Genomic DNA, 14,820 nt, shown 5'->3' with positions numbered 1-14,820 from the left:
AGGAAAGGGGTAGCATCGAATTCTGAAGCGGTGGTGCGGAGGAGGCTACTCGATGTGGCGGTTATTTTGCTTCGTCGGGCCGCTATTCCTCTATGGGTGCCAACCCGCCCCGCGGCTCGATCCAAGTAAACCGTGGCAGATCGAATTCGGTCGAGGAAGTGGTTTGGAAGGGTTGGATACCATCAAACTCAATCAGAATGGTAAGGCGATCCTACACCGTAGGAAATCTGAGTTGCGGGGAGATGTAACCGTTGATTCTTGGGAAACAACCACCGTCGTTCTTTCGCCGGAAAAGGTCGCCAAGATACTCGACGCGGTCGCCGAGAATCGCCTGCTGGAACTGAGCAAGGCTTACCACTCCCGCATGCACGACGGCACCCAGTGGGTGCTCTGGGTTCGTCAGGGTGAGTGGGAGAAAGCCGTGTACTTCAACAATCGTTTTCCAGACTCGATCGTTCAGTTCGCCAAGAAGTTGGACGGAGTTCTGACCGGCGAGGATTCTCAATGGCACGCTGTGCCGGACAAGGGGGCTCGTGATCACGAGCGAGACTTGTGGGATAGTATCAAGAGGTAGACAAAGCCCTGTGCGGCGCTCGTGGTCTCGACGTGAGAGGTTGTTTGCGACAGTATGTCGCGTGACGTAGCACTCGCTGACCGTTCGATATCAGACGGGTAGGCTTCGGGTATGGATTACACGCACCTCATCACGATCAAGCCGGACAAGCGGAGCGGGCAGCCGTGCATTCGCGGACTGCGGATCACCGTTCGTGACGTCCTCGGGTACCTCGCGGGGGGTATGGCAGTCGAAGAGATTCTGACTGACTTCCCGGATCTGACCGAAGAGGATATTCGGGCGTGTCTGGCGTTCGCGGCCGACTGCGGGCACCGAACCGAGGAGGGCCGCGGCATGCGTGGGCTGGCGTACCGGCGGCACCAATTGCAGCGGGCGAAGGGGCGGGCGTTCCGCTACCTTCGTTGGCTATTCGGCCCGCAGGACATCACCGACAAACAGATCGCACGGTACACCGCGGACCGCACGCCGTGCTCATGCTCGCTGTGCGGCAACCCACGGCGCTTCACCGGCGCGGTCACGGTACAAGAGATGCGGTCAGGCGGATCGCGCTGACCTCAGAACATATCACACCCATTTCATCAGGACGCCGAGGTAGTTGTCCTTGTCCTTCAACAGCCCCTCGTAGGCGTCGCCGAGTTGCTCCGGGGTGATGGTGTGCGTCACCAGCCCCGCGAGGCTCAGGCGTCCGGCGGCGAGCTGGCGAATGAGCCACTTCTGCGCCTTGTCGATGTCCCAGGCGCCCGCGAGCCGCGTGTGCGCCGGCTCGAACAGCATGTTCCCGTGCGCGCCGGTCACCTCGATGTAACGGCGGTGCAGGTCGTCGTAGAAGTTCACTTCCTTCGCTTTCCCGCGCGGGCTACCGACCACGACTACCTGGCCCGCGTCGCACGCGAGGCTCATCGCGGTCGGGATCGCATCGGGCACGCCGGTCGCGTCGCCGACGATCTCCGCGCCCTTCGTCCCCAGGAAGGCGTTCAGTTGCTGCTTGATGTCGCCCGCGGTGGGATCGATGACGTGGTCGGCGCCGGCTGCGAGTGCCGCGTCGCGCCGCATCTTCACCGCGTCGATACCGACGACCGGTCCCGCGCCCGCGGCGAGCAAGCACCGCAGCGAAAACTGCCCGATGATTCCCAGCCCCAGCACCGCGGCGCTGCGGCCCACCGTTAGCCCTGCGCGCACGGAAACGCCCATCCCGTAGCGCGAGATGCACGCGATAGAGGCCTTGTCGAACCCGAGATTATCGGGGATCTTCCACACGCGGCAGCGCTCGTGGCCCACCGTGAGGAGTTCCGCCGAAGCGTGGTTACCGGGGAAGCTCACGCGGTCGCCTTCCGCGAAGCCGCCTGGGAAGTCCTTGCCGACCTTCAGCACGCGGCCTGCGGCGGAGTAACCCGAGCGGAACGGGAACTTCCAGTCCGGCATCGCGGGGTCTTTGAGCCACTGGTGCGTGCCCGTGTACACGGCCAGTTCGGTGCCGGCGCTGATCGCCGAGTATTCGGCCCCGATGAGGATCTGGTTCGGGGCGGGATCGGGGATTTCGACCTCGCGCACGGTCGTTTTGAACGGCTCGGTAATGACGGCTTGCCTGGCACGAACCATTTGGAACCTCGGAAGTTGGTGATGTGACGAATTGTAGATGGGAGCGAGGGGATCGGTTAGCGGGCGAGGCATCGAGATTCACCCGCCCGTTGGCACGCGCGGTTCGCCTTGGCCCCTTGACGAACCGCGCGTGCCAACGAGCGGGTGAGCATTCCCGGCCCTTTTCGCGCAAGCGAGTTCCGCGGAGTAGTTCTGGTAGCGATACAATCGTCTCGGTGGGCGCGGATTGCGCCAGGGACTCGCGACACAGGTTGAAGGTGCATCATGACGCATCCTCGGTTCGGGGTGGGGCTCGGGCTCGCTCTCCTCTTCGGCACGGTCTCGACCGCATCGGCCCAACCCGGCAAGGCGCCACCGGCCGCGGTCCCGTTCAAACAGTTCGGGTCCACGCCCGAGCAGTTCTGGCAGTCGTCCGTGCTCCGGTGGACCGGGCAACTGTCGCTCGACCTGGAAACGATCAAGGGCGAAATCGCGAACGCGAAGCTCGCACCGGTCGTGCGCGCCGGGATTAACACCCAGATCGAAAACGCGATCCTGCAGACCCTCGAACTCGATCAACTCGTGCGCAAGGGCGTACCGCGTGACAAGGTGTTCGCGGCGTTCGCGGACGTGGAGAAGTCGTTGAACGCGCTGGCGGCGGCCACCAACCAGAACCCGATCGCGAAGCAAGCGACCGCGGCGTCACTCGCCCGCGCGGACAGCGCGTACCACCAGCTCGCGGCAGCGATCGGCGCCGGTGACAACAGCCCGGACCGCACCAAGCGCCGGTTGCTCCGGCTCGCGGACTCGATCGATGACAACACCGAAGAACTGCGAACCATCAGCGCGGAAGCGCTGCCGAACGAGCGGCAACTCGATCGTGCCCTCGGTCAGTACGCGCGGGACGTGCGCGTGTTGGCGCGCCGAGTGCGCGACGACGCCGACGCGAACCAGGTCAAACAAGCGTACCTCGCGATGGGCGAGCATTGGGGCGAGGTGCTCGGGTTGCTTGGTCGCGTGCGCGGATTGCCGGCTGCGGTCCAGGCGCAGTCCGGGCGCGTGGACAACCTGCACCGGCGCCTCGGCGGTGTGCTGAACCTGCCGCCCGGCCCCGGGGCACCGCTCCCGCCGCCGGGCGCGCCGGACGTCAAACGGTTCTCGTTCGCGGTGGGGGCAGATACGGGCGGGCAACCGCGCGTCACCGTGTTCGCGGATGAAAGGGGCACGGTCGCGTACAACTTCTTCGCTTACGACAAGTCTTTCGACGGCGGCGTCCGCGTGGACATGTCGGACCTCAACGGCGACCGCGTGCCGGATTTGGTTGTGGCCCCCGGCCCGGTTCGGGGACCGGGCGCGCCGTTACCCGTGCGCGTGTACGACGGGCGCGACCTGAACCTGCTCGTCGAGTTCGTACCGTTCCCCAACTGGAGGGGCGGGGTTCAGGTTTCTGGCACCGATCTAACGAAAGACGGCCGCGCGCTCATCGCCGTGACCGCCGAGGGCACGCAGCACATCAAGATCTTCGATCTCGCGCAGGGGAAGGAAATCGATAGCTTCTTCGCCCACGACCAGAAGGTGACCGGTGGCGTGCGGATCGGGTGGGGGGACGCGAACGGCGACGGAATCCCGGACCTGTTCACCGTGAACGGCCCCGGCAACGCGGTCACCACAGTGAAGGTGTTCAACGGGAAGAACCGCGACGTGCTCGGCGAGTTCCCGGTGTTGGACAACAAGTATCGCGGGGGCGCGTACATCGTCGCGGGCGACGTAACCGGTGACAACATCGCGAACGCGATCATCGGTCTCGATGCGGGCGCGGTTCCGCTGGTGCGCGTGTTCGATCTGAAGGGCAAGATGCTGGTCGAATGGCTGGCCTACGACGAGCGATTCCGCGGGGGCGTTCGGGTCGCGATGACCGCCCGCAACCGCGTGGTAACCGGCCCCGGCGCCGGACTGAAGAACAGCCCGTTGCGCATCTTCGACACCGGTCGCGTGAAGGCGCCGCTCGCCGAGATCGTGCCGTTCGTTGGCTTCGATGGCCCGCTGAGCGTGGGCGGGCGCTAATCGCGGAGACCTACCCCCCCGTCCCCCCTCCCTGAAGGGAAGGGGGAGCTGACACACGACATCGCTGAGATTAGTGCTAAGTCGACCGACCGTGAAGTGTCTGCCTTCCCTTCAGGGAGGGGGCGGTCTGCGCACGGGGTGTTGCTGTTTTGTGCGCGCCGGTGTACGCTCAAATCCTTCCCACCGGAGCCGATCCCATGTCGCGATTTCTCGCGGTCGTTGCCCTCGTTCTCAGCGTCGCGCTCCCACTGCACGCGGCCGACTGGCCCACGTTTCTCGGCCCGACGCGCGACGGCGTTTCCACAGAGAAGGGCATCATCACCCCGTGGCCCGCGAAGGGGCTGAAGAAGGTCTGGGAGTGCGAACTCGGTATCGGCTTCGCGCCGCCGGTCACCGCCGACGGGCGACTGTTCCACGCGGACCGTTTCGGCGATAACGTTCGCCTCACCGCGCGCGAAGCCGCGACGGGCAAACCTCTCTGGAAGTACGAATACCCCACCGAATACAAGGACATTTACGGCTATGACCCGGGTCCGCGCGCGTGCCCGGTGGTCGATGGGGATCGCGTGTACCTGTACGGTCCCGATGGCGTGCTCTGCTGCCTCAACGTTGCCACCGGGAAAGAGGTGTGGAAGGTCGAGACGAGGGCGAAATACTTCTTCCACCAGAACTTCTTCGGCGCCGGCAGCGTGCCCGTGATCGACGGCGATCTGCTCATTCTGCCCGTCGGCGGGAGCGTGAAAGGCCCGCGCCCGGTGGACTTCCGCATGGTGAAGCCGAACGGCACGGGGTTAGTCGCCTTCGACAAGAAGACCGGTGCCGAGAAGTACGCGACGGGCGACGAACTCGCCAGTTATTCCAGCCCGGTCATCACCACGCTCAACGGCAAGAAAACGGGGCTGTACTTCGGGCGCGGTGGGTTAATGGGCTTCGACCCGCAAACGGGCAAGAGCGAGTTCTACTACCCGTGGCGCGCGCGGCTCGAGGAGAGCGTGAACGCGAGCAACCCCGTCGTGGTCGGTGACAAGGTACTGCTCACCGAGTGCTACGGCGTGGGCAGCGCGCTCATCGACCTGAAGGGCGGCAAACCGAAAGAAGTCTGGACCGATAAGGAGAAGGACGCGGGCGATCAGTCGCTGATGTGCCACTGGAACACGCCGATTCACGTGAACGGCTTCGTATACGGCAGCAGCGGGCGCCACACGGAAGACTCCGACATCCGGTGCGTCGAACTCGCGACCGGCGACGTGAAGTGGCGGCAGCGGCGCACGAAGCGGTGCAGTCTGACGCTCGTGGACGGGCACTTGATCAGCCTGTCGGAGTACGGTGACCTCGCGCTTATCAAAGTCAACGCGACCAAGTACGAAGAAGTGTCGAAATACGAGGTGCCGGGGCTGGAGTACCCGTGTTGGGCCGCGCCCGTTGTGAGCAACGGCTTGCTGTATGTGCGCGGGAAGGAAAAGCTGATCGCGCTCGAACTGATACCGGCGAAGTGATTGAAGAGAAGGTGCGGTCGCGGTTTGTTCCCAGGGTGCGCGTCTGCGCCGCGACCCTGGGCTGAGGAATCTAACCCCTTCGGGGTACAGACCACACACGTGGAACGCGCTGGGGTGAGGGCTGCCACCAGCGCGGGTGAACCCCGCCCGCAAGGGCGGTGGGTAATGTCCAAATCACCCCTTCACCCGCTCCTACTTACACCCCTTCTCTGCTACCGCCGCGCGCGTTCGGCGAGCGCGGTCCGCACCGGTTCCGGGAGGAACTTCGACAGGTTGCCATCAAGGGCCGCGATTTGCCGCAAGAGCGACGAACTGACGTGCGAAAACTCTTCCTTCGCCATCAGGAACAGCGTTTCGATTTGCGGGTCCTGGGCGAGGTTCATGAGCGACATGGTGAACTCGTACTCCATGTCGGAGAGCGTGCGCAGACCGCGGAGCATGATGCGGGCGCCGCAATCGCGGACGAACCGCACCGCGAGGCCCTCGAACGACAGCACCTCGACGTTCGACAGCGGCTCCGCTTTGTCGCCCTTTCCGCTGGTCACGTCGCGAATGAGTTGTACCCGCTCCTCGATGTTGAACAGCGTTTTCTTGTCGGGATTGATGCCCACGCCGACGATGAGTTTGTCGAACAGCCGACTGCCGCGCCGGATGATGTCCAGGTGCCCGTAGTGGACCGGGTCGAACGTGCCGGTGTAGACCGCCACGCGCGGGCTGAGGGTACTGTCGGGCATGTTTCCTCCATTTCAGGCCACGGCCAGGAACCGGTCGATCTCGTCTTCGGTGTTGTAAGCGTGGGGGCTGACGCGGACGCGCCCGGCGCGGCTGTTTACCACAATTCCGGCGGCGCGGCACCGGTTCAACACGTCGTCCGACGGAAGCGTCGGGTGCGTAAGTGACACGATGCCGGATTTCTCGTTATCTTCGCGCGAACTGAACACGGTCCAGCCGAGGGCCGCGGCCCGCTCGCACAGGTAATCTGTTAGTTCGATCACGCGGCGCCGGACGTTCTCGGTGCCCGCGTTCAGGAGCAGTTCCAGACTCGCGCCGAACGCGGTGATCCCGGGCATGTTGTACGCGCCGCCCTCCCAGCGCCCGGCGTGCGGCTTCAGCCGGAAGTCGATCGTGGTGAACGCCCACGGGTTCACCACGCTGTTCGCACCCACACTGATAGGGTGTAGGCGCTCGACCCACTCGCGGCGCACGAACCCGATGCCCGCCCCTTCGGGGCCGAGTAGCCACTTGTGACCGTCCGCTGCGAGTGCATCAATGGGCGTGCGCTGCACATCGATCGGGAAGACGCCGAGCGCCTGGATCGCATCCACGAAGAAGAACACGTCCCGTTCGCGGCAGAGTGTGCCGAGCGCGTCGAGATCGTGCCGGAACCCGCTGGCGAACTCGACCGCGGACACCGTGAGCACCCGGGTGCGGTCGGTCATCGCGGCCCGAACGTCGTCGATTGCGATGCGGTTCCCGCGACTCGGGACCACACGCACTTCGACCCCGCGGTGCGCGAGGTTCATCCACGGGTACTGGTTCGACGGGTACTCTTCGGCCGCGAGCACCACGTTATCACCGGGCTTCCACGGGAACCCTTCGGCAACGACACCGATCCCGTGCGTCGTGTTCGGCACAAAATACACGTCGTCCGCGTGCGGCGCGTTGATGAGCTTCGCGGCGAGCGCGCGAACGTGCGTGAGCCGGTGGAACCACTCGCGGTACGCGGTGATGCCGTTGGTCGCGAGGCTCCGGGCGTAGTCGTGCAGGGCCGCGACCGCCGGCGCGGGCAGCGGCGCGACCGCGGCGTGATCGAGGAACGCCCACGTGGAAGTAACGGGGAACTGTGAGCGGAACGCGGACCAATCCATATTGAGTACCTCACACTCGCGCGGCGATTGTGGCTCACGCGCGCCGCGCATACAATCCAAAACTGTTACGTTTACGTGCCGATTTCTTTGCGGGGGACGCACCGTGCTGGTGGAACCGGAACGAACAGCATACGACCTCCGGTTCCGCGTGCTGCGGTTCCCGGTGCGTGTCCACCCGTGGTTCTGGATCGGCACCGCGCTCATGGGATCGCGGGTGCTCGACGCCGGACCCGAATTCTTCCTCGCGTGGATCGCGGTTGTGTTTGTGGCACTGTTGGTCCACGAACTTGGCCACGCGCTCGCGTTCCGGTGGTACGGCTCGGGCGCACATATTGTCCTGTTCGCCTTTTATGGATTGGCAATACCGACGCACGAAGTGTTCGGCCGCGGGCGGCGCATCACCATCTCCCTTGCAGGACCGTTCGCGGGTTTCTTGCTGTGTGGGCTCGTGTACGGCTCGAACGCGATACTGGGCTGGGCCGGTGATGACGCGCCGCCCTTAGTTTGGTACCTCTATCGCGCACTGTTCTTGGTCAACCTGCTTTGGGGCCTTATGAACCTCTTACCAGTATTCCCGCTCGACGGTGGGCACGTGAGCCGTGAGGTGTGTGGGTGGTTCTGGGGCACCCGAGGTAAGCGGGTATCGCTAAGACTATCGTTCGGCTGCGCGCTGCTGATGGTCGCGTACTCGCTGTTCTGCGCGATGGACGCGCGTGGCGCGGGGGCCGGTTTCACAACCCAGTTACCGTGGTGGTTTCCACCAGGTACTGTGTTTACCGCGATTCTGTTCGGCTACTTCGCGTATCAGAACTACCAGGAACTCGGCCGCATCACTTGGGGAGATACCCATTGGGACGATCGACTCCCGTGGGAGCGCTAGAAGGTTGAGGACACCGTGAGTGAGGTTTTGCACCTGTCCCGCTCTTCACCCCGAAAGGCGCTTCAGTCGGTCGGCGAGTTCGTGGTCCGCAGCTGCGGACCACGCGAATTCCGGCGGCGGGGCGAAACCGCCCTCGCCCGTGAGTCGCGCGGCGGGTACCGGGCGCAGCGACGCCGACCCGAGCAGTCGGCCGTTCAGGTGCAACTCGAAGCCGCTCACGCCCGTTAACTCGCCCACGTCGAACAGCGCGGGAACGAACACCGTCGGGCCGTCGGTCACAATCGCGTCCGCCTCGCGCCGGGTCGCGGGGTCGGGGAGCCCGTTCACCATTCCCGTGATCTCGAACCGGCACAGCGCGGCCGCGCCCGGCTCGCTCCCGCACAGCACGAAGCACGGCCCCACGCGCTCCGCGCCGCCCAGAACCGGCACCTTCGTTGTGCGCACCGCGCCGGTCGCGTCCAGAAGCGCGAACCGCGTTTCGAGCACCCGAACGCCCGCGTCGAACCGGCTCGCCGCGATCGCGTGGATGCGCTGCGACGTGAGCGTGCGCTCCCCCGCCACCCACGTCACCCACCACGCGCTGGCGTGGCGCGGCGCACCGGGGCACACGGCCGCGACCACCGCTTCCGTTCGCGCGAGCTGGGCCGCGCCCAGTGACACGGGTGCGACGAAATCGTGTCCGCTGAGTGCGTCATGGAACACGACGCGCAGCCCGAGTTCCGCGAGCGGCGCGAGCGCCGTGGGGCACCGTAGAACGGCCGTCGCCAGTAACCCGTCGCAGCGGTCGGGAACGAGTGCGGTCGCGGCGACCGTTCCGGCCCCGAACCGTGCGGTAACGGTCGCGCTCGTGAGGCTCAGGCTCGTGAGGAAGCGGTCCGGTGTGAGGACGTGAACGGGGACCGTCGCGAGGACGCGGCCGTTCCACAACACATCCCCGTGAACCGTGTCGGCCGGAACCGGGAACCGGAACGACACCCGGAACCGGTCGTCGGAATCGGGCTTGAGGGCGTCGGCCGAGAACGTGGCATTGGGAAGCCGGAGCGCGAAGTCCGTTTTGCGCCGGGCCGAGAGCGGGAGCCTGAGCAGGACGTCGAGCACGGCCGCGTCCGCGGTCCACGGCACGGGGGATTCCCAGCGCGTGACCCCCGCGCGCTCGAAGCCCACGGACGCGGCTACCGCCCGAGGGCGGGCGCGCCGGAACAAGTTATCGCGCGCCCAGGCGAGCCAGGGCGTCGTCCACTGCGGCATCGAGTTGGTCTCCGGTCGGTACGGGGGCGGTCGTGCCACAGACTAAACAGGTAGGGGAGCGCGGGATACGCAACCGGTGCGTGCGGAACGCGGTGTCGAACACCCCCGGCACCACTTGGAGTGAGAAAAGGAGGCTGAGGGCGGGCTCTGTCTGAAACCCCTCCCCAACCCCTCCCCCAAGGGGAGAGGGGCTTAAAACCATCTCGGGCAGTGTGATGTCGGTTGTTTTGGGTTCTGTTCCCCCTTCCTTTTTAGGGAAGGGGGTTAGGGGGTTAGGTTGCCTTTGCATCTCCAGCGTCACCAGTGCGTGCATTCCGGCGATCACCGCGATGCTCGCTTTGCTCGCGGGGACGGTCGTTTCGGGCTGCGCGGCGGTCGGGTTGCTGTAGTCCGGCGGGGGGCCGTTCGGCTGTTCGATCACTTCGCGCTTCAGGTAGCTCGCGACGCAACCGTAGCACGCAGCGCCCGGCGCGAAGCGATGCACCCACCCGCCGATGCCCCCGCTCAGCACCTCGCCGAGCGTCCACGGCTTCCCCGCGCCACGCATGAGTGCGTCGAACGCGAACTTCGCAGCTTCGTTGTCCGCGGCGCACACGCCCAGATCACACTCCGCCGCGATTCGCGCGAACTCGGCTTGGCGCGCGGGATCGGTGATGTCTTCGATGCGCGCCTCGAACGCGATGTCGGGGCGGATCGCGCACACCCACTCGCGCGCGAGTTCGGCCTTAAGGCGCCCAACGGAGGAGGGCGGGAACAGGTGCCGGTAGACGTTGTGTGGGGCGTAGATGTCGGGTTCGACGAGCGTGACGCGGCTGACTCCCGGGTCGCGGGCGAGGAGATCGAGTACGGCCATTCCGCCGCTGCCCGCGCCGATTTGGAACAGGTGCATGGGCTCACGCCGGGAACCGAGAGTTGTGGCGAAACCTTCGACGCGGAGCTACTTGGCTTCGGGCAACGGCCACTCGCCGGTTTCGTGCCAGAGCTCGTAGCACAGTAGCCAGCGCCACGCCGCGACGACGGCGAACACACAGGTGAACTGGCCCGCGTCCCAGCGGCTCGACGCGCGCGTGGACCCCTGGCGCCACAAGCAGATCGTCTGCCCTTCGAGCAGGTGCGGGCAGTGCTTCAGAGGGGTCAGCACCCGCGTTTCGGGCGCCATGATCGGGTAACTGGAGAGCAGCCGCGTTTCGAGCCGGTACACGTTGTGGCACGGCTTCAGGCAATACGAGAGCGTCAACCCCCCGCCGGCCCGCGATACCGTAATGCGGTAGTCCGGGTCGCGATCGGCGTTGTAGCGCTCAACGGCCGGCACCTCGACGGACAAGAGCCGTCGTTTGCCGGGTTCGGTGTCGAGAAGGCCCATTGCTGAGGGTGAGGCGCGCAGGGTCACAGGCGCGAGAAACAGTCGTGAGGGGCCAGCGGTTCGCTCGGCGGACCCGACCCCCCGCGCACCGCACTCAGACCCCTGCACTCAATAGTGGACCGGGACCGATTTCACAGCGGCGATCACCTGCTCGTCGGGCACTTCTTCGGCGGTACCGGCGAAGCCGGTGTCTTTGGGGTCGATGAGCAGCGCGAGGCCACGATCCGCGTGGCCGCGTAGGGCCGTGAGGAGCTGGCGGCGCTCGGTTTCGGCGAGGGGTCGAAAGTCCATAGCTCGATCCTCAAAACGGACAGAAAAAAGGGCGACGGGTTCTGGGCCGTCGGTCGGGCCGGGCGCGTGAGCGCGCCCGAAAGTGCGTCTTAGTGAAGGTGCCCCGCGGCGGTCGAGTGGTGCCGCGCAGCGCGGTTGTCAAAGCGGCCGTCGTCGGAAAGGCGGCGGTCGGATGCCGGGTGCGGCTCGGAGCCGAGCACGGCGATATTGAAGAGGCCGGTCCTGGCGTCGGGATCGGTCGTCGGTTACACCAACATCACCATAATACCCGCGCCCGCGGGCCGCACAAGAGAACTGTAAAATCACCGGCCGGAAAACCCATGCTCACTGACCCCGTGACCGTCCCTCTATCCGATAGCGGTCACCTCACCGGCACCTATCACGCCGCCACCGACCGGCCGGATTTTGCGGTGCTGTGGGTCCACGGGTTCGGGAGCCACCGGGGCGGCGAGAAGGCGGAAACCGTGCGCGCCGAGTGTACCCGGCGCGGGTGGGCGTTCGCCGCGTTCGACTTCCGCGGGCACGGCACTTCGAGCGGAACCATGCACGACTTGCGCGCGAGTCGGCTGCTCGAAGACCTCACGGCGGCGAGCGCCTGGCTGCGAGCGCGCGGGCACACGCGCCTGGGCTTGGTCGGCTCCAGTATGGGCGGGTTCGCGTCCGCGTGGTTCGCGAAACGTAACCCGGAGTGTGTTGTTGGCTCCGTGTTCCTCGCGCCCGCGTTCGGGTTCCTGGAGCGCCGGTGGAACACCCTCACTCCCGAAGAGCAGATCGCCTGGGTACGAACAGGTCGGCGCCTCGTCAAAAACGAGTGGGTGAGCGTCGAAATCGGTATCGGGCTGATCGAAGAGCGCGACCGGTTCCGGCCGGAAGACCTGGTACGCGGGTGGCGCACGCCTTCACTGCTCTTTCACGGCCTCGCCGATGACGTCGTTCCCGACAGTGATAGTCTGTTCTTCGCGCGCCGCGTCGAGTACCCTCATGTAGAACTGCGTCTATTGAAAGACGGTGACCACCGGCTGACCGCGTATAAAGGCGCGATCGCGGGTGCCACCGGTGCGTTCTTCGCGAATCTCGTTGGGACCTGATTCCCCTCCCCGGAGACCTTGTCTTGCGCTTCTTCACCCTCGCCCTCGCCGCGCTCGTGGCGCTGCCGGCCCTGGCCCGTTCCGCCCCAGAAGCTCCCCCCGCTCTACCGACCGACCTGGTGGACTACGTCACCAAGAAGGACGATTCCTTCTCGTGGAAGCTCGCGGGCAAACAGGAGACGGACAAGGGAACGATCTACGACATCGATCTCGTCTCGCAGACGTGGCACGAGATCGTGTGGGACCACAAGCTCCAGGTGATCGTGCCGAAGGGCGCGAAGCCGCGGGCGACGATGGTGCTGTGGAACCAGGGGGGCACGCCCAACCCCACGTCCGGGCTCCTGGGGCTGGCGCTCGCGGAGCGGATCAAGGCGCCGATCGCGTTCCTGTACGGGGTGCCGAAACAGCCGCTGTTCGGCGGCAAGAAGGAAGACACGCTCATCGCCGAGACGTTCGTCCGGTACCTCGAAACGAAGGACGGTTCGTGGCCGCTCCTGTTCCCGATGGTCAAGAGCGTGGTGAAGGCGATGGACGCGCTCCAGGCGTTCGCGAAAGAGGAATGGAAGTTCGAGGTGAAGTCGTTCGTGATCACCGGCGCCTCGAAGCGCGGGTGGACCTCGTGGTTGACCGCCGCGACCGGTGACAAGCGCGTGAAGGCCATCGCGCCGCTCGTGATCGACACGCTCAACATGCCGGTTCAAATGAAGAACCAGGTGGCCGCGTTCGGGAAGCCGAGCGAAATGATCCACGACTACACCGAGCGCAAACTGGTGCCGATCCCGGACACGGCCGACGGGAAGAAACTGTGGCAGATGGTCGACCCGTGGGTGTACCGCGACAAGATCACGGTACCCAAGATGATTCTCAACGGGGCGAACGACCCGTACTGGCCGCTCGACGCGCTCAACACGTACTGGGACGACCTGAAGGGCGAGAAGTGGGTGCTGTACGTGCCCAACGCCGGGCACGACCTCCGCGAGATGGACAAGGAGGGGAAGAAGGAACTGCTCCCGGCCCGCGCGGTGAACACGCTCGCGGCGTTCTGCTACTGCCAGATCTTCGATAAGCCGATGCCCGGGATGTCGTGGGCGTGCGACGAGAAGGCGGGCGTGTGCCGCCTGGAAGTCACGTCCGCGGCCAAGACGACCGGGACGCACGTGTGGACGGCGGAATCCGACACGCGCGACTTCCGCAAGGTGCGGTGGGTCGAGGACAACAGCGCGAAATTCCCCGTTACGGTCCGCGCCCCGGAGAAGGGGTTCCGGGCGTTCTACGCCGAAATCGAGTACGAACTCGACGGGCTGAAGTTCAACCTCTGCACGCAGCTCCGCATTTTGGAAGCAAAGAAGTAATGGGTTGGGACTTCGCGCGCGAGTTGGAGACATGGGGACCGTCTCGGACGAGCGGGGGGCACGAGCCCCCCGTTTCGTTGAGCGACGCACGCGCGTACTGCGCGCGCGTCGCGAAGTCGCACTACGAGAACTTCACGGTCGTCTCGCTGCTCCTCCCGCGCCGGCTGATTCGGCACTTCCACGCGGTCTACGCTTACTGCCGCTGGTCGGATGACCTCGCGGACGAAACCGGCGGCGGGCAGCGCGCGCTCGACCTCATCGGGTGGTGGCGCGAGCAACTCCGTGAGTGCTACTCATCGGTGAGCAGGGCGGGTGCGTTCGTCCCACGTCACCCGGTCATGGTCGCCCTTCGCGAAACGATTCGACGCTTCAACATTCCGCCGGAACCGTTCCTCGACCTGCTCGTCGCGTTCGAGCAGGACCAGCGGGTGAAGCGGTACGACACCTTCGACCAACTTCTCGGATACTGCCGCAACTCCGCCAACCCGGTCGGGCGGTTGGTGCTGTACCTGTTCGAGTGCTTCGACGAGGAACGCGCAGGGCTATCGGACGAGGTTTGTATCGGGCTGCAGATCGCGAACTTCTGGCAGGACGTGTCGCGCGATCTCGATATCGGTCGCGTTTACCTCCCTGCTGAAGACCGCCAGAAGTACGGCTGCACCGATGACGACTTGGACGCGCGCCGGTGTACGCCCGCGTTCCGTTCGCTCATGCGTTTTGAAGTTCAACGCGCTCGTGAATACTTCGCTCGCGGTGCGGCGCTACTCCCACTTTTGCCACGCGAGGCGCGCGTGGATGTGGAACTGTTCATCCGCGGCGGTGAAGCGATTCTCAGCGCCATCGAGCGCCGGGATTACGACGTGTGGACACAGCGCCCCGAAGTGACCAAACTGGCGAAGGTGAAACTGCTGCTCGGCGCGGTGGCCAAGAAATTTCTGTAGAGCATGTGCGGTGTTGAACGCGGCACTTCTTGGATAATTTGTCCCGATTCTTCGCACTGCTCGGTGTGGTATTGTGT

Annotated in this window: 15 protein-coding genes; 8 read left to right on the top strand and 7 right to left on the bottom strand. The window is 65.3% G+C overall.

The genetic code is table 11. The features are described 5' to 3' along the window. The first annotated feature begins 52 nt into the window (after nt 1–52). Complete coding sequence (locus J8F10_RS10605) at nt 53–574, top strand: hypothetical protein (protein WP_157469816.1); 522 nt, start codon at nt 53–55, stop codon at nt 572–574. Between the two features lie 111 nt (nt 575–685). Next, nucleotides 686–1,126 carry a DUF433 domain-containing protein gene (locus J8F10_RS10600; RefSeq protein ID WP_210653796.1) on the top strand — a complete coding sequence of 147 codons (441 nt, stop codon included), beginning with the start codon at nt 686–688 and terminating at the stop codon, nt 1,124–1,126. 12 nt (nt 1,127–1,138) lie between these two features. Here J8F10_RS10600 and J8F10_RS10595 read toward each other — a convergent pair whose 3' ends face one another. Then, complete coding sequence (locus J8F10_RS10595; RefSeq protein WP_210653795.1) at nt 1,139–2,173, bottom strand: zinc-dependent alcohol dehydrogenase; 1,035 nt, start codon at nt 2,171–2,173, stop codon at nt 1,139–1,141. A 264-nt stretch (nt 2,174–2,437) separates the two neighbouring features. On the opposite strand from J8F10_RS10595, the gene J8F10_RS10590 reads away from it, so the two are divergent. Together J8F10_RS10590 and J8F10_RS10585 are read left to right on the top strand one after the other, a co-directional pair. Beyond that, nucleotides 2,438–4,216 carry a hypothetical protein gene (locus J8F10_RS10590; protein ID WP_210653794.1) on the top strand — a complete coding sequence of 593 codons (1,779 nt, stop codon included), beginning with the start codon at nt 2,438–2,440 and terminating at the stop codon, nt 4,214–4,216. A gap of 197 nt (nt 4,217–4,413) precedes the next feature. Beyond that, the gene (locus J8F10_RS10585; RefSeq protein ID WP_210653793.1) at nt 4,414–5,712 is read left to right on the top strand and encodes a PQQ-binding-like beta-propeller repeat protein; all 1,299 of its coding nucleotides are present in this window, start codon (nt 4,414–4,416) and stop codon (nt 5,710–5,712) included. Between the two features lie 212 nt (nt 5,713–5,924). On the opposite strand, the gene coaD is transcribed toward J8F10_RS10585, so the two are convergent. Beyond that, nucleotides 5,925–6,446, bottom strand: coding sequence for a pantetheine-phosphate adenylyltransferase (gene coaD / locus J8F10_RS10580; protein ID WP_210653792.1), 522 nt, complete (start codon nt 6,444–6,446; stop codon nt 5,925–5,927). Nucleotides 6,447–6,458: 12 nt separating this feature from the next. Next, nucleotides 6,459–7,580: an aminotransferase class V-fold PLP-dependent enzyme gene (locus tag J8F10_RS10575; protein WP_210653791.1), complete on the bottom strand. Its 1,122-nt coding sequence runs from the start codon at nt 7,578–7,580 to the stop codon at nt 6,459–6,461. 103 nt (nt 7,581–7,683) lie between these two features. Here J8F10_RS10575 and J8F10_RS10570 point away from each other — a divergent pair, with 103 nt between their 5' ends. Then, the gene (locus J8F10_RS10570; RefSeq protein ID WP_210653790.1) at nt 7,684–8,460 is read left to right on the top strand and encodes a site-2 protease family protein; all 777 of its coding nucleotides are present in this window, start codon (nt 7,684–7,686) and stop codon (nt 8,458–8,460) included. Nucleotides 8,461–8,505: 45 nt separating this feature from the next. On the opposite strand, the gene J8F10_RS10565 is transcribed toward J8F10_RS10570, so the two are convergent. The 4 genes from J8F10_RS10565 to J8F10_RS10550 form a co-directional block, all read right to left on the bottom strand. Beyond that, complete coding sequence (locus J8F10_RS10565) at nt 8,506–9,708, bottom strand: hypothetical protein (protein ID WP_210653789.1); 1,203 nt, start codon at nt 9,706–9,708, stop codon at nt 8,506–8,508. Continuing rightward, nucleotides 9,665–10,597: a HesA/MoeB/ThiF family protein gene (locus tag J8F10_RS10560; protein ID WP_210653788.1), complete on the bottom strand. Its 933-nt coding sequence runs from the start codon at nt 10,595–10,597 to the stop codon at nt 9,665–9,667. The genes J8F10_RS10565 and J8F10_RS10560 overlap by 44 nt, the downstream gene beginning before the upstream one ends. 48 nt (nt 10,598–10,645) lie before the next feature. Beyond that, nucleotides 10,646–11,032 carry a hypothetical protein gene (locus J8F10_RS10555; protein WP_246523160.1) on the bottom strand — a complete coding sequence of 129 codons (387 nt, stop codon included), beginning with the start codon at nt 11,030–11,032 and terminating at the stop codon, nt 10,646–10,648. Between the two features lie 147 nt (nt 11,033–11,179). Next, nucleotides 11,180–11,362, bottom strand: a complete 183-nt coding sequence (locus J8F10_RS10550) for a hypothetical protein (RefSeq protein ID WP_210653786.1) — start codon at nt 11,360–11,362, stop codon at nt 11,180–11,182. A 320-nt stretch (nt 11,363–11,682) separates the two neighbouring features. On the opposite strand from J8F10_RS10550, the gene J8F10_RS10545 reads away from it, so the two are divergent. The 3 genes from J8F10_RS10545 to hpnC all read left to right on the top strand — a co-directional run bounded on the left by J8F10_RS10545 (nt 11,683) and on the right by hpnC (nt 14,743). Next, complete coding sequence (locus J8F10_RS10545; RefSeq protein WP_210653785.1) at nt 11,683–12,450, top strand: alpha/beta hydrolase; 768 nt, start codon at nt 11,683–11,685, stop codon at nt 12,448–12,450. A 23-nt stretch (nt 12,451–12,473) separates the two neighbouring features. Continuing rightward, nucleotides 12,474–13,802, top strand: a complete 1,329-nt coding sequence (locus J8F10_RS10540; RefSeq protein ID WP_210653784.1) for a PhoPQ-activated pathogenicity-related family protein — start codon at nt 12,474–12,476, stop codon at nt 13,800–13,802. A gap of 77 nt (nt 13,803–13,879) precedes the next feature. Continuing rightward, nucleotides 13,880–14,743: a squalene synthase HpnC gene (hpnC, locus tag J8F10_RS10535; protein ID WP_246523158.1), complete on the top strand. Its 864-nt coding sequence runs from the start codon at nt 13,880–13,882 to the stop codon at nt 14,741–14,743. Nucleotides 14,744–14,820: the final 77 nt, after the last annotated feature.

This window comes from Gemmata palustris, assembly GCF_017939745.1.
Lineage (GTDB): Bacteria > Planctomycetota > Planctomycetia > Gemmatales > Gemmataceae > Gemmata > Gemmata palustris.
The sequence above is the reverse complement of the archived record's forward strand: the minus strand, read 5'-3'. Positions and strand labels throughout refer to the sequence as shown.

Bases quoted from the DNA above. Each gene is read 5' to 3' on its own strand.
- coaD (WP_210653792.1), bottom strand. From the start codon at position 6,446: ATGCCCGACAGTACCCTCAGCCCGCGCGTGGCGGTCTACACCGGCACG.
- J8F10_RS10600 (WP_210653796.1), top strand. From the start codon at position 686: ATGGATTACACGCACCTCATCACGATCAAGCCGGACAAGCGGAGCGGG.
- J8F10_RS10575 (WP_210653791.1), bottom strand. From the start codon at position 7,580: ATGGATTGGTCCGCGTTCCGCTCACAGTTCCCCGTTACTTCCACGTGG.
- J8F10_RS10560 (WP_210653788.1), bottom strand. From the start codon at position 10,597: ATGCACCTGTTCCAAATCGGCGCGGGCAGCGGCGGAATGGCCGTACTC.
- J8F10_RS10595 (WP_210653795.1), bottom strand. From the start codon at position 2,173: ATGGTTCGTGCCAGGCAAGCCGTCATTACCGAGCCGTTCAAAACGACC.
- J8F10_RS10565 (WP_210653789.1), bottom strand. From the start codon at position 9,708: ATGCCGCAGTGGACGACGCCCTGGCTCGCCTGGGCGCGCGATAACTTG.
- J8F10_RS10585 (WP_210653793.1), top strand. From the start codon at position 4,414: ATGTCGCGATTTCTCGCGGTCGTTGCCCTCGTTCTCAGCGTCGCGCTC.
- J8F10_RS10590 (WP_210653794.1), top strand. From the start codon at position 2,438: ATGACGCATCCTCGGTTCGGGGTGGGGCTCGGGCTCGCTCTCCTCTTC.
- J8F10_RS10550 (WP_210653786.1), bottom strand. From the start codon at position 11,362: ATGGACTTTCGACCCCTCGCCGAAACCGAGCGCCGCCAGCTCCTCACG.
- J8F10_RS10605 (WP_157469816.1), top strand. From the start codon at position 53: ATGTGGCGGTTATTTTGCTTCGTCGGGCCGCTATTCCTCTATGGGTGC.
- J8F10_RS10545 (WP_210653785.1), top strand. From the start codon at position 11,683: ATGCTCACTGACCCCGTGACCGTCCCTCTATCCGATAGCGGTCACCTC.